The following is a 26441-nucleotide window of genomic DNA, read 5'->3' as shown; positions in this document are numbered from 1 at the left end:
ATAGTCAATTATTCGAGTTCGCTACATGATACAAAATGACCATACTGATCAGCAGTATGGTCATTTATATTTATAACATTGCTCGACACCCAACGAGCTCCAGCGCTGGGGAATAGCGTATTTCCTTTTTTTGATGTTTTAATAGCTTTAAATTACTAAAATATTTAGTAATTTTGATGTAGTGAAAATGCATATTGCTATGGAATTGTTTGATAATAAGCGGTTTGTGGCTCATTTGGACCTGGATACATTTTTTGTGAGTGTGGAGCGTTTAAAGAACAGCCAATTTATAGGGAAGCCCCTGATTGTGGGGGGGATGAGTGATCGCGCCGTTGTTTCTGCCTGCAGTTACGAGACGCGGAAATTTGGGGTTCACAGCGCCATGCCGATGAAATTGGCGTTGCGGCTGTGTCCACATGCGATCGTTGTCCGGGGGGATATGGATAGTTACAGCTATTATTCGCGGGTGGTGACGGATGTGGTTCGGGATACGGTTCCGGTGATGGAGAAAGCCAGTGTTGATGAGTTTTATGTGGACCTGACGGGTGTGGATCGTTTTTTTGGCTGCAGCCAGTTTATGATGGAGCTGAAGGATAAGATCAGGAAGGAGAGCGGGCTGCCGATCAGTTATGCGCTGGCCTCGAATAAGCTGATCAGTAAGGTGGCCACGGACGATGCCAAGCCGGACGGACGGAAGGAAGTGGAGCATGGGCTGGAGCGTTCGTACCTGGCGCCGCTGAAGATCCAACGGATGCCGGGGATTGGGGAAAAGACGAGTATGCTGTTGATGCAGATGGGGGTGCGGACGATCAAGATCTTAAGCGAGATCCCCGTGCCGATGATGCAGAATCTGCTGGGCAAGAATGGCATCGAACTGTCGCGGAAGGCCAATGGCATTGATCCTTCGCCGATCGTGCCCTATTCGGAGCAGAAGAGCATCGGAACGGAGGAAACCTTTCAGCAGGACACCATCGATGTACAGTTCCTGCACAGTGAGCTGGTACGGATGACCGAGCGGCTGACCTTTCAGTTGCGCAAACAGGAGCGCCTGACGGGTTGTGTCACCGTGAAGTTGCGGTACTCCAACTTTGATACGGTAAGTAAGCAAATGGTAATCCCGTATACGGCGTCGGATGCGGTGCTGTTGAAGCGGGTGAAGGAGCTGTTCATGAAACTGTATGACCGACGGATGTTGGTACGCCTGATTGGGGTGCGGTTCAGTCACCTGGTGCAGGGGTCGCAGCAGATCAATCTGTTCGAGGATACTGAAGAAGCGGTGAAGCTCTACCAAGCGATGGATGCCATGCGGGCTCGCTTTGGGGATGAGGCTATAAAACGGGCCATATCCGTCAATAAGGTGCAGGGCAAAGCCGCATCGCCCCATTTTTAAAGCCTTTCGGCAGGGTATTAACCGACCTGCCGCACATTGATTTCCTCTTGTACTATATCCTGAAAAACCTGCACGTAATCCAGCGCCATTTTCTCCCATCCATAATGTTGGCGGCTATAGTCGCGGAACTCCAGCGCCCGCTGTTTAAAGAAAGCAGGATCTTCGAGGACCTTAACTATCTGTTCCTTCCAGGCCCGTGCATTGCCGGCAGGGAGCAATAGACCGTTCTTATAGGGCAGGATGGCATCGGTAATACCCTCGCAATCACTTGCGAGGACGAGCGTGCCGGAAAGGGATGCTTCCAGACAGACCAATCCGAAGCCTTCCATATCACCGGAAACCTTGATGTTGGGCATCAGGAAAGCGGAGGCATGTGCCAATAAGGTATGCAGGTGTGCAAAAGGGACCTTCCCCAGATGGGTCACCCGATCCTGGAGGTGCCCCTGTTTTAGCAGTTTCCGAATTTCTCCCTGATCCGAGGGGTATCCCAGAAATAGGGTCAGCAGATGGTAGAGCTTTTGGGGTAAAAGACCCAATAGCCTTTCAGTCAGGCTTTTCCTGGCCTCAAAAGGCCCGACCATCAGGAGGTGGAAATCGGGTGGGAGCGTGGGCACGACTTCCCGTAGGAACCACGAGAAGCCCTTTCTCTTCACGGGTCTGCCCAAGGTCAGCATGTACGATTTATGCTTGAGCAGTACAGGGTATAATAGGGAAAGTTCAGCGAGAGTTGACGGGCTGGGGGTAGCCATGCCGTGGTCGACTCCATTCTTAACGACGGTTATCTTTTCCGGCGCAATACCGCGGAGGATAGCCGCTTCCGCTGTAGCCCTGCTGACGGTGATGAGCTGGTCATACCGATTGAACTTCGGCAAAATGTATTGCTGAAAATAGGGCAGCGGGAAAACGACATCCAGTCCATGTAGGGTAACGACGCGTTTGATATGGGCGTAGCCCTTATGGAATAGGGCAAGCGCAGCGATGAGGCCATCATTGAAATGGATCAGTTGGATGCCTGGATTTTCTTTCAGCAGGTGCAAGATATTCCTGTTAAGCTGCAGGAAGAACAGCAACAGGTTGTCCTCGCCCTTGCGGTACACCAAGCGGTGAACCTTACAGTGCTTCGCAACGCCATCAATAAGTTCCAAGCTCTGTTTTTCCATGCCGCCCGTCGCAGGTGGATATTTATGACTAACAAATAATATTTCCATTGCTAAAAGCCGATTTGGCCTGTGTGTTTTTTCGTAAAAAAAGATAAAGGATAAACCCGATGATCAGCCAGGACAACTGCCTGGACCGACGGAGTATAGAAGCGGAAATCCATACACTGCCCGCGGCGATGCCGATCAGTTGCAGCATCATCTTGTTGCCAAACTCCTCCACACCGAGTTGACCCGGCACAAAGGCGCCTGCACTCTTAAAGATGATGACGCCCATGTCGAGCAGGAGTCCGTGCAGAGGTGTGACGGCAAAGCCCAGAAAAATCAAGATCAGGTAGAACTCAAGGCTTCCGATGATCCAATGGATGGCCGCGAGCAGATACGAGAGCCAGAACTGCTTCGGACTCTGGCGATAGGCTGTGCGGATATCGGCCAACAGTTTCTGTAGCTGATAGCGCAACCTGCCGAACAGCGAGCTGGGGTGTTCAGCCGCAGGCGCTGGATTCTTTTTGCTGAACATCAACCAATAGAGAAAGGAAAGTTTGATGCCCATCAATACGCCTACAATGCCATAGGCTCCCCACTTCATGGATGGAGGCAGGTTCGTTGCAGCATCAGTCCCCAACAGCCAACCGCAGGCAAACAGCAACAGCAATATCTGGGATAGGACGATCGTGATCCGGGCGGTGGCAACGGATTGCAGCGCCAGCTCCTTCCTCATGCCATAAGGCTTCAGGAGCTCTGCTTTATAGAGGTCCCCACCGACCACACTGGTCGGGTTGAACTGCCCAACTGTTTCGCCCACCTGACGAACGGCAAAGAGCTGCAGGATACCGATCTTTTTCCGGCCTTCGCCCAAACAGGCATACCACGATAGGGTCCCGAAGACATACGCCAGAAAGGTAATGCCCAGCAGGTAGAAGAACTTGCCCCCAATGGTATGAAGCTCCTGCTTTGTAGCCTGTAGATCCGTGTTGTAAAGGAAAACAGCAATGCTGCCAACAATGATCAGGACAAGGACGACCTTCAGGGTTTTCTTGCTCATGATGCGTTGCTGGCCCAGTTCAGGGTATTCATTGGGGCACGCGACAGTGCACAGATATCCGCGAAATAGGTATTGGCCAAACTTGTCCAATCCAATTGCTGCACATAGGCAAGACCTTCGTGTTGCAGGCGGTTCTTCACGCGCTCATCCTTCAGGATCTTGTCGATGTAGTACACATATTCCAACGGATTGTTCGGGGTACACTTGAACCCGTTAAGGTCGTGCTCCACTAGGCTGGCACTTCCGCCACCATTGGCAATGACACAGGGAAGTCCCGATGCCATGGCTTCGATGACCACATTCCCATAGGTCTCCGAAGTGGAGGTGAAGACAAATACGTCGGAGGAGGCATACAGCTTGGAAAGCTCACCGTGGTTGAGTTTGCCCAGGAAAAATGCTTCTGGCATCTGCTGCCGTGCATCCTCATAAGCCGAGCCATCGCCAGCAACGATAAAATTGCAATCCACACCGGACCTTTTCAACTGCTGATAGATCGCAATCAACGTCTGTACGTTCTTCTCCCATACCAACCTGCTCGCAAACAGGATATTGGGTTTTTGGTTATGGGTGATGGACTGTATATAGGCTGGATTTCTTTTCGCGGGGTTGAACAGGTTGAGGTCGATCCCGCGCTGCCATAGCGCCAGGCGGTCCCCATGTATGCCGATCTCTTTCAGCTCTTCCATAATGTTATGGGCCGGAACATAGATCTTCTGGCAGCTGTTGTAAAAGCGGAGCATGGCCTTGCGCATCCAATATTCCACCGGACGGATCAGCGTGCTGAGATTCCGGAGGTAGTAGGCGATATAGGAGATGAAATGCGTATGGTAGATACTTATGACCGGTATGTTTTTACGCTTCGCATATTTTAAGGCGAAGAACCCGAGCAGAGAGGGGGTCGCGATATGGATCACATCCGGTTGGAACTCATCGAGGGCCGCTTCCAGCTTGGCCTTTGTCAATTGTGGTACCGCAAAACTGTAATCCTCATTGATGGGAATCCGTAGGGTAGGAACTTGATAGCTTTGGTGTGATTGGACCTTATCGGGACCTTTTCCGTGAATAAAGAGGTAGGAAAAAGAGCTGCTGTCTATCCGGTTTATAATCTGAAACATGGTTCTAGATGCTCCATCGAAGTCCTCTATAAGGATCTCCGAAAAAAAAGCGACTTTTTTCATTCTATCAGCAATTTGTCTAATTGCTAAAATTAGATTTCCGATATGTAGTAATTGATAACTTAATGTTAAGTATTTATGATAGAACTGTTTACTATCCGTAAACTGTTAATATCTCCTACACATTAACTCAACAAACCTTTAATGATAATTAAAAATTGGGTTAAAGGCGGAAACTTATTTTTGCTATAGGTGCAATGAACGAGATATGTTAATCAACCTTCCTTATCCTCAAAAAAGTAAAGCCTGGAATTTCAGATTTATCGGCGGTTTGTCCCTCTTTATTTTGGTCCTTTTGTTATTCAGTTTTAAGCGCAGTCAGGGTTCGCGGTCGAATCATCCTGCAGCCTATATGGAGCTGACAGATGCCACCTCGGGCGAATTGTCGCTGCTGACCTATAATATCGCGGGTCTTCCGGCCATTATCTCAAGTGCCGAGACCGAGCGTTCCTCGAGCATCGAACGGATTGGGGAGCAGGTAAGCGGATTTGATATTGTCAATGCACAGGAAGATTTCAATTATAACGCGGAATTTTACGCCATGAATACGCATCCTTTCCGTACGGAGAGTATGGGTGGTGTTCCTTTCGGGGATGGCTTGAGCACGCTTTCGAAATACCCGATTCTCTTTACGGACCGTGTGGCCTGGAAGGATTGCAGTGGGAGCGATTGCCTCACGCCCAAGGGATTCAGTCTCTCGCGGATTCAATTGACGAAATCAGTAACTTTAGATGTGTACAACATCCACGCTACTGCGCAAAACAACAGCAGTGCGGTAGCGGCAAGGAAGAAGAACTTACAGCAGATAGCAGCCTATATTCACGAAAAATCTAAGGACAGGGCCGTTCTCATCATGGGGGATTTCAATGCCCATTATGCTTTTGCAGAAGATAATGTACGTGATTTTCAAGCGGAACTTGGCCTTTCCGATTCTTGGGTCGTGCTGCGCAACCAGGGAAAACTTCCCGACCATCAGGCCAACTTTGTTGCTTCCCATGCGCTGGAGGTCCATAACGATTGCGAAAGCATCGATAAGATTTTCTTCCGAAATACCGATGCATTGATCATGCATCCCGAAACATACCAAGTGGAACAGGCGATGTTCTCCAATGAAAAGGGGCAGCCTTTATCCGATCATTGCGCCATTTCACTGACCATGAAATGGGAGCTGCTCGACAGTGCAGAGGAAATTGAAGGGGCCACGCCTTAAGTTTGAACCAGCAATGAACCAACCGATTTAATGTAGTTTATTATTTAAATTCATCAATGACCATACTTTTAATTCTTGCAGCGTTAATTATTGTTTTGCTATTTATTTTCAAGGGCATGAAAAATAAATTAATTGCTGTAGACTTTCCGAATGAGGAACAGACCGAGGACAACCTGCTTCAGGGAAAGATTTCCATTCTCACCTACAATATTGCGGGACTTCCCCAAGGGATATCCGCTGCAAAGATGCCCCGAAAAGTGAGTATCGCCGAAATTGGCGAAAAGGTACATCGCTTTGATATCGTGAATGTACAGGAGGATTTCAATTACAACACCTCGTTCTATTCCAAAAATGAACATCCATACCGGACGGATACCAAGGGCAAGATCCCCGTTGGCGATGGCCTCAATACCCTGTCTAAATTTCCCATTATTTCCTATAAGCGCATTCCCTGGCGGCACTGTTCCGGTCCGGATTGTTGGACGGTGAAAGGGTTTACCTATTCGCAGATCCAACTGGCCAATAAGGTGGTTGTGGATGTCTATAATGTACATGCCAATTCCAGCGACAATGGTCGCGCCGCCCGCGCAAGACGGGAGAATATCCGCCAATTGGCAAACTACATCCTGGAACATTCCGAAAATAGACCGTTAATCGTCATGGGGGATTTCAATGCCCATTACGCCTTCAAGAAAGATAATCTTCATGAATTCCTGGTGACCACCGGCTTGACCGACGGGTGGGTGCAATACTACCGCAAAGGCGTTTTCCCGGAAGTCATTCCAAAGTTCCTCGCCCAGCACATGTTGAGCTTAAACAACGATACCGAAAGTCTCGATAAGATCTTTTTCAGAAATGGCGACAAACTGAAGTTCAACCCTATCGACTATCAGGTCGAGTTGGATTATTTCCGCAATGCCGATGGTTATGCACTTTCCGATCATTTGGCTGTTTCCATGCAATTCGAATGGATCTGGGAAGAGTAATGATTTTTATTTAGCATAAAACTGTTCACTACGAATTGTTGTTAACTCTTTGTTTATTAGAAAAATACATTTATTACTCGTTGTTAAATACTAAAAATATTAGCAAAATAGCCAAATAATTCCTAATCTTGCAATATGTTTTTGAATTGCAAGACCTGGTTTAGTTTTCACTATGGGACCTATCCTACAAAGGATCTGGTGGAGCGTGCGCAGCAGTTGGGGGTGAAGGCGATGGCTTTGACGAATATCAACAGCACTGCAGACTGTTGGGATTTTGTCCTGAAGTGTCGGGAGGTGGGCATCAAGCCTATCCTCGGTGTGGAGGTGCGCAATGAAAATCAACTGTGCTATATTCTATTGGCGAAGAACAACGCCGGTCTGTTGCTGATTCACCGTTTCCTTTCGGAATACAAGCAGCGGAAGATGCCCTTTCCGGAACGGCCGCCCTTTCCATTGGATGATATCTGGGTGATCTATGTTTTCAAGGACCATCCCGCTCTGGATAGCCTGCAGTCAGGCGAACTGATTGGCCTGAAACAGGAAGACCTGAATAAATTGAGTTGGCGGGAAGCCCTACAGGCGAACTGCTGGGTGATCCTGCAACCGGTGACCTATCAGGACAAGACCAATTACGATCTCCACCGTATCCTACGTGCGATTGCGAAGAACACCCTGTTGTCCAAATTGACCAAAGAGGATTATGCCGGAGAGCAGGAGGTATTTGTGGAAGAGGAATTGTTGGTATCGGCATTCGCTCGGTTTCCGTCCGTTATCAGCAAGACATTGGAGGTCTTGGATAGTTGTTCGATCGAGATGGAGTTCCACGCCGATAAGAACAGGAAATATTTCAGCCACAGTGTGGAAGGAGATCGGGAGTTGCTGCATAAGCTGGCGGTCGAAGGCTGTAAGATCCGTTATGGCGTGAAGAACCGGCAGGCCATGGAAAGGGTGGAGAAGGAATTGGCGATCATTGCACAATCCGGTTTCAACGCTTATTTCCTTATCGTCTGGGATATGTTGCGGTATGCCAATGAGCAGGGTTTTTACCATGTCGGTCGGGGCAGCGGTGCCAATTCGGTGGTCGCCTATTGTTTACGGATTACCGACGTCGACCCCATTAAACTGGATCTCTATTTCGAGCGGTTCCTAAATCCCAACCGGACCTCACCGCCCGATTTTGATATTGACTTCAGCTGGAAAGATCGCGATGCGATCTTCGAATACCTCTTTATGCGTTATGGCCACCAGCATGTTTCCCTTTTGGGGATGTACAGCACCTTTCAACGGCGTGCCATTGTTCGGGAGTTGGGGAAGGTATTCGGATTGCCGAAGGAGGAGATCGATGAGCTGGTGCGCAAGCGGGAGTGGAATGCCGAGGATAAGATCCAACGATGGATTCAGAAATATGGTGCACTGCTGTTGAACTTCCCGGGGAATATCAGTGTGCATGCCGGCGGTGTTCTGATCAGCGAGGAGCCCCTGAATCAATACGGCGTGCTGGAATTGCCGCCCAAGGGGTTCCGTACGCTGCATATGGATATGTTCGAGGCGGATCGGGTGGGGCTGTTCAAGTTTGATATCCTGAGCCAGCGTGGACTCGGGCATATCAAGGATGCGCTGGAGCTGGTGCGGCAAAACCGCGGCAAGCATATCGATATCCATCAGGTGGATAAGTTGCTGGACGACCCGAAGTTGGCGGAGATGATCCGGAAGGCGGATACGATCGGCTGTTTTTATATCGAGAGTCCGGCGATGCGGCAATTGCTGGGGAAGCTGAAATGTTCGGATTACCTGACACTGGTTGCTGCGAGTTCCATTATTCGTCCCGGTGTTGCGCAGTCGGGCATGATGAAGCAATATATCGAGCGGTATCACGACCGCGATAAGGTGGAGTACCTGCACCCCAAGATGAAGGAGTTGCTGGAGGAAACCTTTGGTGTCATGGTCTACCAAGAGGATGTGATCAAGGTGGCGCATCATTTTGGAGGGATTTCCCTGGAGGAAGCGGATATCCTGCGTCGGGCGATGAGTGGAAAGTACCGTTCGGAGAACAAGTTTGAGCTGATGCGGGAGAAGTTCTTTTCGAACTGCCGCGAGATGGGCTATCCGGAGGAAATTACCGCGGAGGTCTGGCGACAGATGGAAAGCTTCGGTGGCTATTCCTTTGCCAAGGGACATTCGGCATCCTTTGCGGTGGAGAGTTACCAGAGCTTGTACCTGAAGACCTATTATCCCTGCGAATTCTATGTTGCGGTGATCAATAACTTTGGAGGTTTCTACCGGACGGAATTTTACTTTCACGAGTTGCGCCGCAACGGGGGAACCGTGGAGCTGCCCTGCCTAAATTATAGCGACTACCTGACGAATATCCATGGCGACCGGGTGTATGTGGGGTTTATCCACTTGCAGGGGCTAGAGCAGGAATTTGGACAGGCGATTGTGGATGAGCGCGAGCGGAACGGGCCGTACCTCAGCCTGAACGATGTGCTGCAGCGTTTGCACCCTGCGCCGGAACAGTTGAATATCCTGATCCGTATCGGCGCCCTACGCTTCACGGGGCTGGACAAGAAAACATTACTCTGGGAGGCCAACTTCCGAAACAAGCGTACCGAGAAGGAGTTGCCCGTCACGCTATTCCAAACCGAGGAGGTTAAGTTTTCACTGCCTGTCTTCGAGGAGAACCGATTGGAGGACCTGAAGGATGAATTGGATCTGTTGGGCTTCGTTGTAGGCGACTTTTACGAACTGTTGGACAAGCGATACTTGGTGGGAACGAAATATGTCCGGGATATGGAGCAATGCCTGGGGCAGCAGGTCAAGATGGTCGGGCGTATGGTGACCCTGAAGGAGACCCGCACCATCAAGGGCGAGCGGATGTGCTTTGGAACTTTTCTGGATGCCGATGGCGATTGGCTGGATACGGTCCACTTTCCGCCTGTCCTTCGGCAGTACCCTTTCCAGGGAGCCGGGTTCTATGAGCTGCATGGTCGTATCATGGAAGAATTTGGCGTGTACAGTGTGGAGGTACTCAGTATGCGGAAACTGGGCTTCAGACTGCATGAAGATCTGTAGGGCGACCTGCACCATGGTCTTCAAAAAAGATCCCGAGGACCAATTGGCACTCGGGATCGAATCGGTGTTTTCAGCGGTAAATGACGCTGCATATTCCGTTTATAGGTTGAACCTTATTCGGTTTTATTATTCGTATTATCCGTATTACCCTTATCCTCCGGTTTATCCTGCTTCAGATCTTTGTAGGGCAGCTCCTCGGATTCATTGATTTCCTTATAGGACACTTCCGTCTTTGGCTCGTTCGCTTTCTCATCGATATGCACATCCACATCCATTTTGATTTTCTTCTTGTTCTTTGGCGTGCGCACGATTCCCCATTTCATCAGCAGCTCCTGCGTCGAATTGCGCTTGAGGTGTTCTTTTTCCGGTTCGCCGATCAGGAACCCGAAGGCTTCCATACTCGGGATGGAATCGAAGATTACTTTCAGGGTCGCCACGAAAGGAAGGGCGATGATTAATCCGGAAAGGCCAAAGAGCATACCACCCAATAAGATGGCAATGATGGCCATCAGCGGGTTGATGCTGACCTTACTGCCCACGATATTTGGCGTAATGATATTCCCTTCCAGGAATTGCACCACTTGGAACCAAGCAACAACACCGACTGCATACCAAGCGCTGTCCTTTACCGCAAGTGCGAATAAGGCAGGCAAAATCGAGCCGATGGCAATACCGATATACGGCAAGAGCATCAACAGGGACGCCAAGGATCCAAAGAACCATGCATATTCAATGCCCATCAGCATCAATCCTACGGTATTCAATACCGCCACGATACCCATTACGGTCACCAAACCAACCAAGTAGCTCTGCACGACATCGTAGATCTTGTTAAGTACTTCATTGACTTTATGCTGTGCGGTGGTCTTGAATGCTTTGAAGAAAAACTCACGGAAGAAATCGCGGTAATATAAAAGGAAGAAACTGAACAGGGGCACCAAGATGGCGGATGCTAATGTATTACCAATTGACCCAAAGGTACTACCGAGCATACTTCCTGCATTCTCCAATGATTTTTCGCCCTGCTCACGCAGTTTTTCCAATACCTCTGTTCGGCCTATACCAAACTGTGTTTCCAGCCATTTCTGCCCACTCTCCAACACCGAAAGTACCTTGTCCGTAATGGAAGAGGCATCCTTCCCGATGATGATACTCTCATACACAATAAACCAAGAGATCCCCGAGATAATTGCGATGGCAAAAATAACGGCCAGAATGGCTGAAAAGGCTTTGCCAAGGCGTAATTTTTCCAGAAAACGTGCTAAAGGGAAAAGGGAAATGGAAATCAGGATCGAGAATATAAGCGGCAGTAGGACACTTTGCGTGAAGTACATCAGCGCAATGATCAGGACCAATGCCAGTAGTGTTGAAGCTAATTCAAAGGAATAGGGCCTTTTGGTTTGTTTGTTTTCCATAATTATCCTTTAACAGTTATTTTTTTCTTTTGTTTCGAATTCCAATATAAGATATATAAAAATGCCAATACGATCACAATGGCGTTACCATAAAAAATATAAGGCACCCGCAGGATGACATCGTGGTAGATATAGCCGGCAACCAGTGCTCCTCCACCGATTCCCGCTTCCAGGGCAATGTACATAGTCGCCATCGCCTTTCCGCGGTATTGCGGAAGGGAAAGGTCAATCGTCCAGGCATTCACCGCAGGGGAGAAGATTCCTGTACCGATTCCATAGATACATGCACCGACCACCAGCAGGGCGATACTATCGCCGAAACCTAGAAAGAGCAAGGAAATCGCAATGATGACCAAACCGACCTTCATGACCGAAATCCGACCATACCGATCGGCTACTTTTCCCGAAACAAATCGTATGCCAATGGAGGCTACGGTATAGGCCGTAAAGAAAAGTCCCTTGTTGGTGATACCCAAATGTTCACTCCAATCGGGGATCAGCGTCAGGATTACGCCATACGCTGTATAGGATAGGAGCGTAACAACGGCAGCGGGAATGACGCGTAATTCGATGATGTCCGTTCTGGATATCCGCAACATGCTACTGGTAAACCGGTTGCGGTCCTTCAGGGTCTCCTTCATGTTGAATACAATGATAATGGAGAGGAAGGCAAATGCGGATGAACTGTAGAACATGGCATTGAGGCCATAGTCCAACGCAATATAACTGCCTACTGCTGGACCAACGGCACCCCCGATGCTGAAACACAAGCCATGCATGCCCAGCGCTTCACCCCAGCGCGAGGAAGGGATGATATCGGCAATGTATGCTGAGGTAGCTGTGGGTTTAAATCCCGTGGAGAAACCATGGATCAGCCGCAATAGGAAAAATCCGGCAACGGAACTGAGAATGGGATACAGAAATCCACAGAGTACACAGACCGAGGAGCCGATTGCCATAACCGGCACACGTCCCCATTTATCCGTCAACTTCCCACTGAAAGGACGGGAAATACCCGCTGTCAAGGTAAATAGGGCAATGATTAACCCCTTGTGTGCTGCTCCACCCAGGGAAGATAGATAATTGGGCAATTCAGGGATGATCATGTTGAAGCTTGCTGAAAACAGCAGCGAGCTTAAGCACAATAAACCGAATTGCAGGGTATATAAAGGCTGTTGTTGTTCTTCGTTATCGACCAGGTTCATTCAGATTTCGCTAATTGCTGTCTTGCCAGTTCGGAACAGAAAATGGTCGTGGCGACAGCGACATTTAAGGATTCGGCGGCTCCGATACGTGGGATGGTTACGGCTTGGGTCACCTGTGGAATGAGGCTCTTGCGAATGCCGTTGCCCTCATTTCCCATCATAATCAGACCTTCCTTGCCAAAATCATGGGCATAGATGGATGTCCCTTCCAGTAAGGCGCCAAAAATCGGCAAGCTGTTGCTGGCCATGAAGGCTTCAATATCAACATAATGCAGCTTGATTCGTGAGAGGGAGCCCATGGTGGCCTGTACCACTTTCGGATTGAAGGCATCCACCGTACCGATCGAACAGATGATGTGTGCTATACCGAACCATTCTGCCGTGCGGATAATAGTTCCCAGATTGCCAGGATCCTGTACGTCGTCCAATAACAAACTGTGTTTTCCCTGGAGATCCTTTTGGGTTAATTCATCCCATTGCGGTAGCTCCACCAGTGCTAGAGCACCCTGTGGACTTTTCAGCGAACTTATTTTTCCAAACTCCTGCGCACTAACCTCTTCAAGTTTTATATTTTCGGGGATTTTCCCCAATTTTGCAACGGCCTCAACCGTCGCATATATTTTTTCTATCTTGTAGGCGGATTCCATGAATTCCAGGACAGATTTGATGCCCTCTACAACGAAGAGATGATGCTGGCTGCGGAACTTTTTATGCTGCAATGACGTGATAAGACTGATTTGGGCTTTTGACAACATAGGATGAAAGTAAAAAAAAGAAGTTTATTATTTTTTGCAAGTATAACGTTTTTGTCGCTATTTTCTGCGTCCTGCCGATCGGCAAAGTACCTGGAGGATCAGCAGTACTTGGTGACGGACGTTGATCTTTCCGGTGTTACCCCCGAATTGAAGGAATCAGCAGGGCTATATGTGGCCAATGAAATCCGTCCAAATTCACCCCTCTACCTGACCATCTATAACCTCTTCAATACGCGGGATGGTCAATATAAAAAAGATAACATCAAAAACGTAGGTGAACCACCCCGCATTCTGGATTCTGCGGTCGTCGAGCTTTCTGCAGTGCAGATTGAGCGATTCCTGCAGACCAAAGGATACTTTAATGCAAAAGTATCTCCGCATGTCACCTTCAAGAAGAAAAAGGCCCGCATTGAGTTTCAGGCCGAACTCGGTGATCCATACCTGATCCAGGACATCGACAGAACTGTGGATGATCCAGCGGTAGAGGTCATCTATCTGGGCCAAGTCGTACCAAAATCAACCATAAAAAGCGGTAAGCGCTACGACGCTGCCGATCTATATGCCGAACGGGAAAGTATGTACGCAAAAATGCGTGAAGAAGGCTATTATGATTATTTAAGGCAATATATGCGTGTCGGCATCGATACATTAGGCCAGGGAAACCAAACTGATCTGAAAATTCAGGTCGCCAACCCATCCGATTCCAGTAAACACCAGATCTATACCATCGATAGTGTCTACCTCACCGTAGAAGCTGCCGATCCATCCCTCAAGAAATCAACCAGCTCCAGATTTAGTGAGCAGGCCAAGATTTATTATACCGACGAAACGGGAAAGTTTAAACTACGCCCCTTGGCGCGGTATGCCTTTCTGCGTTCCGGGCAGCGCTTCAATATCAAGAATGAAGAATTGTCCTACGATAGGCTTTATGAAATGAACGGTTTCCGTTCCGTAAAGATCAATTATGAGAAGAAGGATTCCGCGAAGCTGGATGTACACTATGCACTGGTGCCGCGCGCTGCGATGAGCAACCAGATCGAAGGTGAATTTACATTCAGCTCGGGAATGAGTGGGTTCAATGTGGGGAACACGTTTTCCCACCGCAATGTTTTCGGTGGTTCGGAGACCATTGAGGTTCGAGCACGCTATGGGGTGCTGTTCGACTCCCGTTTGCCGGGAAGTTTGAGCGATAAGATCTTCAACAACGATTTTCAGATCGGTGTGAATGTTTCCTTTCCGAGGTTGCTTACGCCGTTCCCTGTCCGCAGTGTGGGCCGCTATGGTTTGCCCAGAACAACCTTCTCCTCCAGTCTGCAGCTCTTCTTTCAGGACCAGACCTATGCCAATCGCTACTGGATCAATAGCTTGAATTACCTCTGGTATGAGGCACCGAATAAAATGCACAGCCTGACCCCCGTGGTGATCGAATACCGTGATGGACGTTTGAACAACGAATTTCGGCAGAGTTTGATCGATCGGGGATATGCACTCTATGTACGCAGTAACGATAGGCAATATTTCGGATTGGGTGCACAGTATGCCTTTACCTACAATGCTCCTAAACTGACCACGAAAGATAATTTCAGTTATTTCCGTGGTGCTGTGGATATGAGCGGGAATATGTTGGGCTTGCTAAGCAACGTACTGCAGTTCAAAGAAAATGATAATGGCGAAAAACTGTTGTTCGGTGTGCCGTATCTGCAATATGTGAAAGGGGAGGTGGATTACCGTTGGTATAGATTCCTCGGTGGGAACCGACAGTTAGTTTTCCGATTGAATTCCGGTGTCGCTGTTCCCTATGGGAACAACAAGGAGTTGTTGATTTTTGAGAAGAGCTTCTTTGCGGGCGGTATGAATGGCATCCGTGCCTGGCAGGCGCGAACATTGGGTCCTGGAGGTTACAACAGGGAGACTACCGAGCAGGATATCCGCCTGAATCTGCGGAATTTGGATCAGCTGGGTGAGATCAAGATCGAAGCCAACGCAGAATACCGTTTCCGGATGCTGAACAATTTCTTTGGCGCTAAATTAAATGGCGCCACATTCCTGGATGCCGGAAATATCTGGCGGATGCGCAAGAATGAGATCAACCTGGATGGCGAGTTCGATGGCAGTAAATTTTTGTCACAGATCGCTTTGGGAACAGGTTTTGGCCTGCGGGTGGACCTGGATTATTTCATTATCCGCTTTGATGCCGGGTTAAAGCTGAAGGATCCACAGTTCCGAGGTTCTGACCAATGGGTGATCCGTCACCTCTTCAATGCGAAGGATTTTAAACGGACTTACTACGAAACGCATTGGCCCGATCGATACAACTTTATCCAGTATAATTTCGGTGTGGGAATGCCGTTCTAGATCAAATCTTTTATCCCCAGGAACACACTTTCGAGCAATTCCTTTACATCCAGTCCTTTGCTGTAGCTGAGGTATAAATATACGACGGCGAGTACCAGAAAAGTCACCAGGAAACGCTTGAACATATAGGCGATCAGGAGGATCAATAGCGGAATCGCGATCAATAGCATACCGCTGATTTTGTAAGGGTTGATGCCCTTCTCTGTAACGCGTAGGAAATAAACCTTCCCCAGATCTTTATCGGCGCGTTTGTGCTTGAAGTAAACGAAAGTAGAGGATTCAATGGGATTGCTTGTAACGGCGACTCCATCCGTAAACTTTAAGGTCTGTTGAAAACCATTGATGGTAAAATTATAGTCCCCATTCACCATATTATCCGTTTTTTCGATGGAATCCACGGCAATGATCGCCAGCTTCCCGTTCTGGGAAAGGTTTTCTTTGACGGTAAAATCCTTGATGCCGGTTTGCTGAGCAGTACCCACATGTGGTAAAAAGTATAAGATACTCAGGCATAAATAAAGAATCCATCTGTTTTTCATGATGCAATGATACAAAATTGCCTCCATTCTAAAAATCACGCTCCTTAAATTGAAGTTCATTAATTGGGGATGACTTCTTATCTTTGTCACGTTAATAAATTAAAAATAGCATTTTATGTTGCAATTAAATTACATCCGAGAGAATCGGGACCATGTTATTGAACGTCTTGCCGTAAAGAACTTCAATGACGTCGAAATGGTCGATCAGATCATTGCTTTAGATGAGCAGCGACGCAAGATCCAAAATCAGTCAGACTCTATTGCAGCAGAGGCAAACTCGTCCGCTAAGCAAATTGGAGATCTGATGCGTCAAGGTAAGAAAGAAGAAGCTGAAGCAATCAAATCGCGATCCGCAACATATAAAGAGCAAATCAAGGAATTGACAGACAACCTTGCCCAAGTGGAGCAGGAATTACAGGATAAGCTCCTGCAATTGCCCAACTTGCCCCATACGCAAGTGCCAAAAGGGTTGACACCGGAAGAAAATGAGGTCGTTCTGGAAAACGGAACCGCACCGCAATTGCCGGAAGGTGCATTGCCGCACTGGGAATTGGCTGCCAAATACGGAATCATCGACTTCGAATTGGGAACCAAGATTACAGGTGCTGGTTTCCCGGTATATAAAGGTAGGGGTGCACGCCTACAACGTGGATTGATCAACTTCTTCCTGGATGAAGCAACCAAGCAGGGCTATGGCGAAGTGCAGGTGCCGATTTTGGTGAATGCCGATTCTGCTTATGCGACCGGTCAGCTTCCGGATAAGGAAGGGCAGATGTACCACGTGACGGTGGATGAATTCTATATGATTCCAACGGCTGAGGTGCCCATTACGAACATCTATCGCGATACCATCGTAAAGAGCGATGACTTCCCGATCAAGCATTGTGGCTATACACCGTGTTTCCGCCGTGAAGCCGGTTCCTATGGTGCCCATGTGCGTGGCTTGAACCGCTTGCACCAATTTGATAAAGTGGAATTGGTACAGATCGTCAATCCGGAGAAATCCTACGAGACGCTGGAAGAGATGAGCACCTACGTACAGTCCCTGTTGCAAAAACTGGGATTGCCCTACCGTGTCCTACGCCTTTGTGGTGGGGATATGAGCTTCACCTCTGCAATGACTTATGATATGGAGACTTACAGTGCTGCACAGCAACGTTGGTTGGAGGTATCTTCTGTCTCTAACTTCGAGACCTACCAAGCGAACCGCTTAAAGGTACGTTTCAAAGGTGAGGACGGAAAAACACAATTAGCACATACCCTTAATGGTTCTGCATTGGCATTGCCGCGCATCGTCGCTACGCTATTGGAAAACAACCAAACGGAAAAAGGTATCAAGATCCCTGATGTTCTGGTGCCGTATGTAGGTTTTGAATATATTGACTAATCGTTTTTGATATAGGAGATCCCGGAACACTGTTCCGGGATTTTTTGTTTTAGGGTGTTTGATGATGGTGTGGGACGGATTTTTGAGCACAAGATATCCACCGCACGGGCCTTCCGCACAACTCTTGCGCTAGCGTGGTTTTCGGTTTCAAGAAACAGTGTAGTGGGTGTGCTTGGCATGTTTTGAGCACAAGATATCCACCGCACGGGCCTTCCGCACAACTCTTGCGCTAGCGTGGTTTTCGGTTTCAAGAAACAGTGTAGTGGGTGTGCTTGGCATGTTTTGAGCACAAGATATCCACCGCACGGGCCTTCCGCACAACTCTTGCGCTAGCGTGGTTTTCGGTTTCAAGAAACAGTTTGGTGGGTGTGCTGGCGCACGTCTTTTGTGATGGGCTGCGCGGTGGCGGACTTGTGCCTAAAACGGTGCATATCTACGTCTATATTTGGAAAATAAGGATGTTATAAAACATGGCATTTATAGTTACACCCCTTGCGGGGTTGCATGGCGTGTTATTTGGCTATGCTAAAATAGTTCAACCCCTCTGGGGTTGCATGGTGGAAATTTGTCTAAAAGTTGAACGTTGAAAATCTGTCCAAAGGAGAAAACTTTAGGGACAGGCATTTGTAATGGGCTGCGCGGTGGCGGACTTTTGGCAAAAAAATGCCGGCAGCGGAATCATTTTAATTGGATATGTAACACGTTATCCAACCCCATCGGGGTGTCACTATTTTAGGAACACCCCTTGCGGGGTTGCATGGCTATCTTAAAATAGCTTCATGCATGGCTAAGCAAGACGTCTTTTAACCCATACAACCTCGAAAAGGTGTAGCTATTTTAGAAAATTAGCTAACACGCTATCCAACCCCAGAGGGGTGTCCTAACTATTTATGCCATAGGCACAAGAGATCCACCGCACAGGCCTTCCGCACAACTCTTGCGCCAGCGGGTTTTGGATTGGAAAAAATTGGTGAGGTAGGTGGAGAACAGGGAAGCGCGAAGCGCTTCCCTGTTCTCCACCTACCTCACTTAAACGCCCTCCTCAAAAAGCCGGCAATGCTCTATTAAACCTCCTTTTCCTACTTTTCCGTCGTTTGCGGTAATCACTGAAGCTAGATATCAATATAAACGCTTATTTCAAACTTTGCTTTTTGCTTTAAAAAATTGTTATACTGTTGATTTTCAGTTATATAATAAAAATTCAATTGAAAATCGCCTCAAAACCTACTCGGACCTTGTCTGACATGCGTCCGTGGTGAGAGCGTACTGAGAGCGAGGTGAGAGCGTGTCCTTAGCACGCTCTCACCTCGACTACATCCCGCACGCACCTCGGATACACCTCAGACAAGGTCCAGGTACTATACATGCGGTTCTACCAGAAAAGGTGTTTTATAAAAAGGGCAATGTAAGGCGTACACCATTTGCGAAATGCGCATAGCGACAGCGTGGTCACGGTATGACATTACTAAACTTATTCAGAAATAATTACGGATGATGAAATTTGGCCGAAAAAGGGCGATTTGGAGAATTACTGGAATAAATATACGAAATCCCCTGGCCATTCCTTGGGATATAAGCATTTAAAATACCGTGGAGAATAATGCCATAAAATGGGAGAGGTCCACCAGCAAACTGAACTAAAGCATAACAGTTCAATTGGTGATGGTGGACCCGTGTATTATCAAAGGTTGTGTTGCTGAAATTTTTAGGATTAACTATCCATTTCAGTTTGATCATCTATAGGACCAGCTAATTCGTGATCTTCCTTCTTGGTTTCCATGCGGACCAGGTACTGGTCGTTATCATCCTCATAGAGGATCTGCACGACCCAACCCAATTCATGGGCAATCTTGATCAGGGTCTGTTGGTCGATATATAGCCATTTAAATGGTTGGCCCATCTGGCCCTTATACTCGTATTGGAAGTTAATCTCACCGAAATAATGTTCAGGGCGGTTGATGCGGTATTCATCGTATAGGTAGGAGATGTCCGAACTGTCGAAGATCAGTTGGCCTCGATCGGTCATCAGGGTTTTGGCATGTTCCAACAGCTTTTTGAAGCCATCAATGGTGCCGGCAATGCCAATGCCGTTCATGAGAAAGAGGAGGGTGTCGTAGCGTAGTCCTTCCAGTTTGAAGAAATCCGCATGGATGACATGTTGTACGCCACGTTTCCGCATGATGTTGCAGGCAATTTCCGAAATTTCCAAGGCATCCACCTCGAACCCTTTTTCCTGCAGGTACAGCGCATGCACACCTACACCCGCACCCACATCCAATACTTTTCCGTCGCAGAGGGACAGGGCTATGAACTCAAGCTCGGGAATATCTTCTTCCTGACGGTAGAATACTTCCACGGGCATCTCCTCGATATCGCCATAGCTGCTGTGCAGCAACAGGGGCTCGGCTAACTGACCAAGCTCATGAAAGTCGTACAAAGCCTCCCCGTACACATCTCTATTCATGGTTCGGGATATTTAGGAAGCGTTTAGCCATCTTGATCTCTTCAGGGTCGCCGGTATGTTTGTTCGGTTCGTCGGACAGCTTGATCACCGGGGTCCATTCGCCCTCGTCAGGAAAGGCTTCGGTCATCTTGATCACAATGTTCATGCGGCTCAAGCCGACATCGTTCGTAAAATCGGTGCCGATACCAAACGAGTAGCCGATCTTGCCCTCGCAATATTTCACGATCTTCACCACTTTTTCGTAGTCCAAGCCGTCGGAGAAAATGATGGTCTTGTTGAGCGGGTTGATGCCTTTGCTCTTATAATGGTCAATGGTCATTTTCGCAAATTCGACCGGATCACCGGAATCATGGCGTACCCCATCAAAGAGTTTGCTCAGTTTCTTATCGAATTGTTTGAAGAATACTTCCGTGGTATAGGTGTCCGAAAGGGCGATACCCAAGTCACCGCGGTACACATCCGACCAGTTTTCCAGACCGAGTAGGTTTGCCATCTTATAGCCATATTTGGCGGCATGGAACATGAACCATTCGTGCGCATGTGTGCCGATCGGTTTGGTTTGGTATTTCATGGCGAAGTGGACATTGCTGGTGCCGATGAAAGTTTTCGACGGGTGTTCCTTCAATGCCTTGATGACCAGGTCGTGCACGGCATGGGAGTGTCGGCGGCGGGTACCAAAATCAGCAATGGTAATATTGAGCTTGTCGTACTTATCCATTTTCTTCTCCACGATGCTCATGACTTCGGCATCGTCAACACGCTGCTGTCCGGTTTCCTCGTAGTACAGTTCGCAGATCAAGGCCATCAGCGGAACTTCCCATAGGATGGTGCGGTACCAGTACCCTTCGATCGTTACCGTTAGATCGTGTCCCTGCTGGGTGATCGTGACTTCTTCCGGATCATACTGATATCCTTGGAGAAAGTCGAAATAGGTCGGATCGATATAAGGGCAAGTCTTGGAAAAGAACTTCTTCTCGGCTTTGCTCAGCTTCAGGTTCGCCATCTCGTCGACGGCCTCGCGCAGTTTCCCATCGAATCCCTCAGGGAACTGATGTTTTCCACGGTTGATGAACTGGTAGCGGGCTTTGGCCTTCGGAAAAAGTTTCACCACCGCGTACTGCATGGTAAACTTGTAAAAATCATTATCTAAAATCGATGTCAATTTTGCCATTCGTCTTGTATATCGTGCTAGTGTTTACATGAAGTTAACAAAAAGCTGGGACAAAAATGAGCTTTTCTGGGCTACAAAACAAAACGGGTCGAATTTTATTCGACCCGCTTCTACAAATTGTTTCAACTATATGTATGGTATTATCCTCTATTGGAACGTCCGTGACTTCTTTCCGAACCACCTGAAGAGCGTTGGTTGGACTGTGGTCTTGCGCTCGGTCTAGATTGCTGGCTGCGCTGTACCGCCGGGCGGCTTTGGCGCTCAGCACCGCTGCTCCGGGTTTGGAAAACGCGGTTCTGCGATCTCGACTGTTGCTCCATCCTAGGCTGGCGTTGCTGTTGTTGACGCTGGCTAGGTTGGGATGAACGTTGTTGGCTGCGGTTCATCGACTCGTTACGCGTTGGTCTTGAACTACGGTTCATGGACTCGTTACGCGTTGGTCTTGAACTGCGGTTCATGGTTTCGTTCCGCTGGGGACGATCCATGGACACGCGGCCTTTGGATTCCGGTTGGCGATTGCGTTCAACCGTTTGACGCTGTGTGCGCTGTGATCTGTTGATCTCGGCACTTCTGTTCTGGCGTTCCACACGGTTGTTGCTGTTGCCGCGCTCACGTTGTACACGTGAACTTGGGGTGCGGTTCGTGTTACCGGTTGCTCTTTCGGATCGGTTGGATCTGTTGTTGGAGTTCCCGATATGCATTTCGCGTTGACCATTTGCATTTCTGGAAATGGTATAGTCCCGGTTGTTACGGCCATTGTTTCTGCTGGATTCCGAACGGGAAACATTTCCTCTTTCTGTCCGTGCATTGCGGTTCGCTTCCACACGACCACTTCTGGAGTCGGTGCTGTTTCCGCGACCATTGCGCATCGTAGCAGATCTGTTCGAATTGCGATCTGGGCGGTAGATGGATACATTGCGGCCATCCACACGGCTTGCTCCGCGGCGACCATCAAAACGTACGTTGCGTACATCTACCCGGCGACCGATTGATCTTTCGATATCGCGGCGCGCAGGACCACCGTAGTAACGGTTGTTGTTCACGATGTAGGTATTATTGATAATCGTGGTTCTGTTGTACACATTGCGGTGACCATAAGACCAGTATCTAGGGATGTGGCGATCATAGATGTGACGTGTCGGTAAGAATACCCACAGATCAATCGGCAGACCGATGTTCACATTGATGCTCACACCAGGGCTCATCGGTGCCCATCCGTAATAACCACCACCTGAGCGCCAGTTTACCCAAGCTGGTCCCCATTCGTATCCGGGAATCCAAGCCCATCCACGGTGTCCTCTGTGAACCCAACGTCCATAGTGGAAGGGTGCCCATCCCCAGGAATAGTTGGAAACCCAGGTGTTGCCGTATTCGGTCATGGTCCAGTATCCGTTGGTTCCGTAAGGCCTGAAATCAGATCCCTCGTTGGGATACCAAACGCTACCATATTCTGGGTCATTATCCCAGTCCCCATAGGGTTCTAATTCATTGTAGAAGTCATCATATTCAACGTCGTCATACCCTTGGGCAGCGGCGCTGTTGCTGGAGAATACTCCTGCAAGCATTATTAAGATGGCTGCTAACCATGCGGATGTCCTTAAATTTTTCATATATCAACGAGTTAAAGTGTTCATCAATTTTGTGGGTATGACAGTCATTTTTCGCCAAAGGTTTAATTGTATAATTATTTTGTCAAACTTTTTTGCAGTACTGCAGGTTTTAGCTAATATTGATTGGAGGAATGTGGTATAAAACAAAAGATTTGTACATTTGCCTCGAAATATTGCCGGAAGTGATTAGGTGCATTTACGTTAATACAAATAATTAATGGCTAAAAAAATTGAGACCTTACTGCTGGAATTCGCGAAGATCCATCGGTTCCTGATGCGTTTTTTCCGGGAAGCAGTAAGTCCCCCATATGAGTTTAAGGAGATTATCCGCCAGTGCTATGAAGTGGGCTGGAAATCCTTTCCATTGATCAGTTTAACAGGATTTATCGTCGGTTTTGTCTTTACCAAGCAGTCCCGCCCTTCCTTGGAAGAGTTCGGTGCAAGTTCTTGGCTGCCGGCGTTGATCTCCATTGCGATCGTTCGGGCATTGGCTCCGTTGGTGACCGCGTTGATTGCTTCGGGTAAGGTAGGTTCACAGATCGGTGCGGAATTGAGTTCCATGAACGTGACCGAGCAGATCGATGCGATGGAAGTATCGGGTACTAACCCGTTCAAATACCTTATCGTCAGTAGGATTGTGGCTACAACTTTTATGATTCCCGTGCTATGTTTCTATGTGGCAGCGATCGGTCTAGCGGGTGGTTATTTGAGTATCATCTCCAAGGATGAACTGAGTATATTGAGTTACATCACGCAGGTGTTCGAGTCCATTGCGGCCAAGGACATCTTTGCAATGGTCTTCCGGGCGATTGTGTTTGGATTTACCATCGGTTTTGTGAGTACCTATGTAGGATATTATTCGTCCAAAGGAACCGAGGGTGTTGGTAAGGCAGCGAATGCAGCCGTTGTGGCGTCAATGTTCATCGTATTTATCGAGGAACTGTTGATCGTTCAGATTTTGGCTTTAATGGGATAATTGACATGGAACAGAAGAAACCAGTACATATAGATTATAACGATGTCGTCATTCATGTTGACAATGTGAGCAAATCCTTCGGGGATCTGCACGTGTTGCGGAATGTCGACCTGAAATTATATAATGGCGAGAACTTGGTGGTCTTGGGTCGTTCCGGTACGGGTAAGTCCGTATTGATCAAACTGATCTCCGGATTGTTGATGCCCGACTCCGGGCAGATCAATGTCCTGGGGGAGGTTGTGAATGACCTGAATGAGAAAGAATTGCGCGCTTTGCGCCTGCGCATCGGTTTTTCTTTCCAGAACAGTGCACTGTACGACAGTATGACGGTTCGGGAGAACTTGGAATTCCCGTTGGTCCGGAATAAGCGGAACCTGACACGTGCAGAAATCAACCGTGAGGTGGAGGATGTACTGGATGGGGTAGGCCTTTTGCGTACCATCAACCAGATGCCTTCGGAGCTATCCGGTGGACAGCGCAAGCGGATCGGTATTGCGCGGACCCTGATCCTGCGTCCGGACATCATGATGTACGATGAACCGACAGCCGGTTTGGATCCCATCACCTGTTTGGACATCAACAGCCTGATCAATGAGGTTCAGGAACGTTATAAAACTTCTTCGATCATCATTACCCACGATTTGGCCTGTGCCAAGATGGTAGGTGATCGGGTAGCAATGCTTTTGGATGGGAAATTTGAACGCGTGGGCAAGTTTTCCGAAATTTTTGACACAGAAGATGAAAGGGTTAAGCCTTTCTATGATTATAATTTTATTGTATAAAAGAATATATGGCAGCATCAGAAAGAAAACGATCGATCATAGTAGGTTTATTTACCTTCATTGGATTAATCATTTTAATAGCCGGGATTTTGGTCCTAGGAACGCAACAGAATAAGTTCAGTAAGAACTTGACTGTCACGACATACTTTAAAGATGTGAAGGGCTTGAAAGTTGGGAATAACGTATGGTTCTCGGGTGTGAAGGTCGGTATCATCAAGGAAATCAGTTTTCAGAGTGTTGAAAACGTGAAGGTCGTGATGAATGTAGAAGAAAAATCAAGTAAGTTTATCCGTAAGGATGTCATCGCAACGCTGAGCTCCGATGGTTTGATCGGTAATGCGATCATCAGTTTGGTCGGTGGTTCGGAAAATGTTCCGGCAATCGAGAACAACGACGAGATCAAGTCCGGTGTTTCCGGCGGTATGGACGCTATGTTGGCCACGCTGCAGGTGAACAACGAGAACTTGGTGGAGATCACGAAGAACTTTGCGGCACTTTCGCAGAATTTGGTAGAAGGCAAAGGGGCGGTTGGCGCCATGATGACCGATGAAACTATTGCTGCTAACTTGAAGCAATCCATCACCACACTGAATGGCACCATGGGCCAGGCCAATCAAGCTGTTAACAATTTGGTTGTCCTGACGAAGAAATTGAACAACAATTCGGGTCTTATCCATGAGCTGAGTACCGATACTGCGGTATTTGCGAGCTTACGGGAATCGGCAGCGCAGTTGCAAGGTGTTACGCAGACTGCCAATGCGCTGATGGCCAACCTGAATCAAACAACGGCACGCCTGAACGATAAGGATAATGCAATCGGAGTGTTGACCAATGATCCAGAAGCAGCGAATGAAATCAAGCAGATCCTGAGAAACCTGAATACCAGTACCGAGAAATTGGATGAGAACATGGAAGCTTTGCAGAGCAACTTCCTACTGCGCGGGTTTTTCAAGAAAAAAGCCAAAGAAGAGGCTGCTGCTCAAGATACCACGAAATAAAAGCCATTGGTAATTAAGAAGGGATTTGCGTAGTATGGCAATTACAGATCAAGATGTCCTCTATGAAGATAACCACCTGATCGCGATCAATAAGCGGGGTGGGGATATTGTGCAGGTAGATGTCTCCGGGGATGCGTCGATGGAGGATATGGTGAAGGACTATCTGGCAAAAAAATACAATAAACCCAATGGGGCATTCCTGGGTGTTATCCATCGATTGGATCGCCCGGTCAGCGGTATGATCCTGTTCGCCAAGACCAGCAAGGGCTTGGATCGGATGAATCGACTCTTTCACGACCGGAAGGTTACCAAAACCTATCTGGCCGTCGTTCGGGAGATGCCTCCCCAAAAGAAGGGTACCCTGAAGAATTGGCTGTTGCGGGACCGCAAGAAGATGATTACCAAAGCTTATGACCGGGAAGTCAAGAACGGCAGCTATGCCGAACTGACCTATGAGGTGGTAGGTACCTTGGAAGGGTATTACCTGTTGAAGATCAATCCGCTAACAGGTCGGACGCACCAGATCCGCAGTCAACTGTCGTTTATGGGATGCCCGATCGTGGGAGACAATAAATATGGATACCAACGGGGCAGCCACCGCAGAACCATCTGTTTGCACTCCAGGTCGCTTACCTTTACCCATCCCATCAAAGAAGAGGAGATGACCATAAAAGCCTCCCTGCCCGAAGACGGATTCTGGGAGAAATTCAATGTACTTCTGAAGGGAGATTTCTAAGATTTTTGGATAT

The 26441-nt window shown here is 48.1% G+C and carries 20 protein-coding genes; 10 read left to right on the top strand and 10 right to left on the bottom strand.

Going from position 1 to position 26441, the window contains the following annotated elements; translation table 11 throughout:
• Positions 1 to 199: 199 nt before the first annotated feature.
• Entirely contained in the window at positions 200 to 1390 is a 1191-nt protein-coding gene (gene dinB, locus G6N79_RS17080) for a DNA polymerase IV (RefSeq protein ID WP_103905924.1), read from the top strand.
• 17 nt (positions 1391 to 1407) lie between these two features.
• Here the strand turns inward: dinB and G6N79_RS17075 are convergent, their stop codons facing one another.
• Genes G6N79_RS17075 through G6N79_RS17065 form a run of 3 tightly spaced genes read right to left on the bottom strand, consistent with a single transcriptional unit; the run spans position 1408 to position 4770 of the window.
• The gene (locus G6N79_RS17075) at positions 1408 to 2598 is read right to left on the bottom strand and encodes a glycosyltransferase family 4 protein (protein WP_103905816.1); all 1191 of its coding nucleotides are present in this window, start codon (positions 2596 to 2598) and stop codon (positions 1408 to 1410) included.
• Positions 2579 to 3592, bottom strand: a complete 1014-nt coding sequence (locus G6N79_RS17070) for a lysylphosphatidylglycerol synthase transmembrane domain-containing protein (protein WP_103905815.1) — start codon at positions 3590 to 3592, stop codon at positions 2579 to 2581. The genes G6N79_RS17075 and G6N79_RS17070 overlap by 20 nt, the downstream gene beginning before the upstream one ends.
• On the bottom strand, positions 3589 to 4770 hold the full coding sequence (locus G6N79_RS17065; RefSeq protein WP_103905814.1) for a glycosyltransferase family 4 protein: 1182 nt from the start codon (positions 4768 to 4770) through the stop codon (positions 3589 to 3591). The genes G6N79_RS17070 and G6N79_RS17065 overlap by 4 nt, the downstream gene beginning before the upstream one ends.
• 205 nt (positions 4771 to 4975) lie before the next feature.
• Between G6N79_RS17065 and G6N79_RS17060 the strand changes: the two genes are divergently transcribed.
• From G6N79_RS17060 to G6N79_RS17050, 3 genes are all read left to right on the top strand, one after another.
• Positions 4976 to 5977 carry an endonuclease/exonuclease/phosphatase family protein gene (locus tag G6N79_RS17060; RefSeq protein ID WP_103905813.1) on the top strand — a complete coding sequence of 334 codons (1002 nt, stop codon included), beginning with the start codon at positions 4976 to 4978 and terminating at the stop codon, positions 5975 to 5977.
• 116 nt (positions 5978 to 6093) lie between these two features.
• Positions 6094 to 6963, top strand: a complete 870-nt coding sequence (locus G6N79_RS17055; protein WP_160003679.1) for an endonuclease/exonuclease/phosphatase family protein — start codon at positions 6094 to 6096, stop codon at positions 6961 to 6963.
• A 135-nt stretch (positions 6964 to 7098) separates the two neighbouring features.
• Complete coding sequence (locus G6N79_RS17050; RefSeq protein ID WP_103905811.1) at positions 7099 to 10035, top strand: DNA polymerase III subunit alpha; 2937 nt, start codon at positions 7099 to 7101, stop codon at positions 10033 to 10035.
• A 113-nt stretch (positions 10036 to 10148) separates the two neighbouring features.
• Here the strand turns inward: G6N79_RS17050 and G6N79_RS17045 are convergent, their stop codons facing one another.
• Genes G6N79_RS17045 through G6N79_RS17035 form a run of 3 tightly spaced genes read right to left on the bottom strand, consistent with a single transcriptional unit; the run spans position 10149 to position 13410 of the window.
• Entirely contained in the window at positions 10149 to 11450 is a 1302-nt protein-coding gene (locus tag G6N79_RS17045) for an AI-2E family transporter (RefSeq protein WP_103905810.1), read from the bottom strand.
• Between the two features lie 2 nt (positions 11451 to 11452).
• Entirely contained in the window at positions 11453 to 12655 is a 1203-nt protein-coding gene (locus G6N79_RS17040) for an MFS transporter (protein ID WP_103905809.1), read from the bottom strand.
• Positions 12652 to 13410: a TrmH family RNA methyltransferase gene (locus G6N79_RS17035; RefSeq protein ID WP_103905808.1), complete on the bottom strand. Its 759-nt coding sequence runs from the start codon at positions 13408 to 13410 to the stop codon at positions 12652 to 12654. Before G6N79_RS17035 ends, G6N79_RS17040 begins: the two co-directional genes overlap by 4 nt.
• Before the next feature lie 51 nt (positions 13411 to 13461).
• Between G6N79_RS17035 and tamL the strand changes: the two genes are divergently transcribed.
• Positions 13462 to 15765, top strand: coding sequence for a translocation and assembly module lipoprotein TamL (tamL, locus tag G6N79_RS17030; protein WP_234993173.1), 2304 nt, complete (start codon positions 13462 to 13464; stop codon positions 15763 to 15765).
• Here the strand turns inward: tamL and G6N79_RS17025 are convergent.
• Positions 15762 to 16304, bottom strand: a complete 543-nt coding sequence (locus G6N79_RS17025; RefSeq protein ID WP_103905923.1) for a hypothetical protein — start codon at positions 16302 to 16304, stop codon at positions 15762 to 15764. The genes tamL and G6N79_RS17025 overlap by 4 nt on opposite strands.
• A gap of 115 nt (positions 16305 to 16419) precedes the next feature.
• Here G6N79_RS17025 and serS point away from each other — a divergent pair, with 115 nt between their 5' ends.
• On the top strand, positions 16420 to 17691 hold the full coding sequence (serS, locus tag G6N79_RS17020) for a serine--tRNA ligase (protein WP_103905806.1): 1272 nt from the start codon (positions 16420 to 16422) through the stop codon (positions 17689 to 17691).
• 1711 nt (positions 17692 to 19402) lie between these two features.
• Here serS and G6N79_RS17015 read toward each other — a convergent pair.
• The 3 genes from G6N79_RS17015 to G6N79_RS17005 form a co-directional block, all read right to left on the bottom strand.
• Positions 19403 to 20155, bottom strand: a complete 753-nt coding sequence (locus tag G6N79_RS17015; protein WP_103905805.1) for a class I SAM-dependent methyltransferase — start codon at positions 20153 to 20155, stop codon at positions 19403 to 19405.
• Positions 20148 to 21326 carry a nicotinate phosphoribosyltransferase gene (gene pncB, locus G6N79_RS17010; protein WP_103905804.1) on the bottom strand — a complete coding sequence of 393 codons (1179 nt, stop codon included), beginning with the start codon at positions 21324 to 21326 and terminating at the stop codon, positions 20148 to 20150. The genes G6N79_RS17015 and pncB overlap by 8 nt, the downstream gene beginning before the upstream one ends.
• Before the next feature lie 140 nt (positions 21327 to 21466).
• Positions 21467 to 22936 (bottom strand): DUF6600 domain-containing protein, encoded by a 1470-nt coding sequence (locus tag G6N79_RS17005; protein ID WP_146060596.1) that lies wholly within the window; start codon positions 22934 to 22936, stop codon positions 21467 to 21469.
• 217 nt (positions 22937 to 23153) lie between these two features.
• Between G6N79_RS17005 and G6N79_RS17000 the strand changes: the two genes are divergently transcribed.
• Genes G6N79_RS17000 through G6N79_RS16985 form a run of 4 tightly spaced genes read left to right on the top strand, consistent with a single transcriptional unit; the run spans position 23154 to position 26428 of the window.
• Positions 23154 to 23912: an MlaE family ABC transporter permease gene (locus G6N79_RS17000; protein WP_103905801.1), complete on the top strand. Its 759-nt coding sequence runs from the start codon at positions 23154 to 23156 to the stop codon at positions 23910 to 23912.
• A 5-nt stretch (positions 23913 to 23917) separates the two neighbouring features.
• Complete coding sequence (locus G6N79_RS16995) at positions 23918 to 24694, top strand: ABC transporter ATP-binding protein (protein WP_103905800.1); 777 nt, start codon at positions 23918 to 23920, stop codon at positions 24692 to 24694.
• 8 nt (positions 24695 to 24702) lie between these two features.
• Complete coding sequence (locus G6N79_RS16990; RefSeq protein WP_103905799.1) at positions 24703 to 25692, top strand: MlaD family protein; 990 nt, start codon at positions 24703 to 24705, stop codon at positions 25690 to 25692.
• A gap of 34 nt (positions 25693 to 25726) precedes the next feature.
• Positions 25727 to 26428, top strand: coding sequence for an RluA family pseudouridine synthase (locus tag G6N79_RS16985; RefSeq protein WP_103905798.1), 702 nt, complete (start codon positions 25727 to 25729; stop codon positions 26426 to 26428).
• Positions 26429 to 26441: the final 13 nt, after the last annotated feature.

The sequence above is a fragment of the Sphingobacterium lactis genome, from assembly GCF_011046555.1.
GTDB lineage: Bacteria > Bacteroidota > Bacteroidia > Sphingobacteriales > Sphingobacteriaceae > Sphingobacterium > Sphingobacterium lactis.
Note: the sequence above shows the minus strand (reverse complement) of the source record. Positions and strands in the feature narration are given on the sequence as shown.

Bases quoted from the DNA above. Each gene is read 5' to 3' on its own strand.
- G6N79_RS17070 (WP_103905815.1), bottom strand. From the start codon at position 3,592: ATGAGCAAGAAAACCCTGAAGGTCGTCCTTGTCCTGATCATTGTTGGC.
- G6N79_RS16995 (WP_103905800.1), top strand. From the start codon at position 23,918: ATGGAACAGAAGAAACCAGTACATATAGATTATAACGATGTCGTCATT.
- G6N79_RS17050 (WP_103905811.1), top strand. From the start codon at position 7,099: ATGTTTTTGAATTGCAAGACCTGGTTTAGTTTTCACTATGGGACCTAT.
- serS (WP_103905806.1), top strand. From the start codon at position 16,420: ATGTTGCAATTAAATTACATCCGAGAGAATCGGGACCATGTTATTGAA.
- G6N79_RS17025 (WP_103905923.1), bottom strand. From the start codon at position 16,304: ATGAAAAACAGATGGATTCTTTATTTATGCCTGAGTATCTTATACTTT.
- G6N79_RS16990 (WP_103905799.1), top strand. From the start codon at position 24,703: ATGGCAGCATCAGAAAGAAAACGATCGATCATAGTAGGTTTATTTACC.
- G6N79_RS17045 (WP_103905810.1), bottom strand. From the start codon at position 11,450: ATGGAAAACAAACAAACCAAAAGGCCCTATTCCTTTGAATTAGCTTCA.
- G6N79_RS17000 (WP_103905801.1), top strand. From the start codon at position 23,154: ATGGCTAAAAAAATTGAGACCTTACTGCTGGAATTCGCGAAGATCCAT.
- G6N79_RS16985 (WP_103905798.1), top strand. From the start codon at position 25,727: ATGGCAATTACAGATCAAGATGTCCTCTATGAAGATAACCACCTGATC.
- G6N79_RS17065 (WP_103905814.1), bottom strand. From the start codon at position 4,770: ATGAAAAAAGTCGCTTTTTTTTCGGAGATCCTTATAGAGGACTTCGAT.
- G6N79_RS17060 (WP_103905813.1), top strand. From the start codon at position 4,976: ATGTTAATCAACCTTCCTTATCCTCAAAAAAGTAAAGCCTGGAATTTC.
- G6N79_RS17035 (WP_103905808.1), bottom strand. From the start codon at position 13,410: ATGTTGTCAAAAGCCCAAATCAGTCTTATCACGTCATTGCAGCATAAA.
- G6N79_RS17015 (WP_103905805.1), bottom strand. From the start codon at position 20,155: ATGAATAGAGATGTGTACGGGGAGGCTTTGTACGACTTTCATGAGCTT.
- G6N79_RS17005 (WP_146060596.1), bottom strand. From the start codon at position 22,936: ATGAAAAATTTAAGGACATCCGCATGGTTAGCAGCCATCTTAATAATG.
- pncB (WP_103905804.1), bottom strand. From the start codon at position 21,326: ATGGCAAAATTGACATCGATTTTAGATAATGATTTTTACAAGTTTACC.
- G6N79_RS17055 (WP_160003679.1), top strand. From the start codon at position 6,094: ATGAAAAATAAATTAATTGCTGTAGACTTTCCGAATGAGGAACAGACC.
- dinB (WP_103905924.1), top strand. From the start codon at position 200: ATGGAATTGTTTGATAATAAGCGGTTTGTGGCTCATTTGGACCTGGAT.
- G6N79_RS17040 (WP_103905809.1), bottom strand. From the start codon at position 12,655: ATGAACCTGGTCGATAACGAAGAACAACAACAGCCTTTATATACCCTG.
- G6N79_RS17075 (WP_103905816.1), bottom strand. From the start codon at position 2,598: ATGGAAATATTATTTGTTAGTCATAAATATCCACCTGCGACGGGCGGC.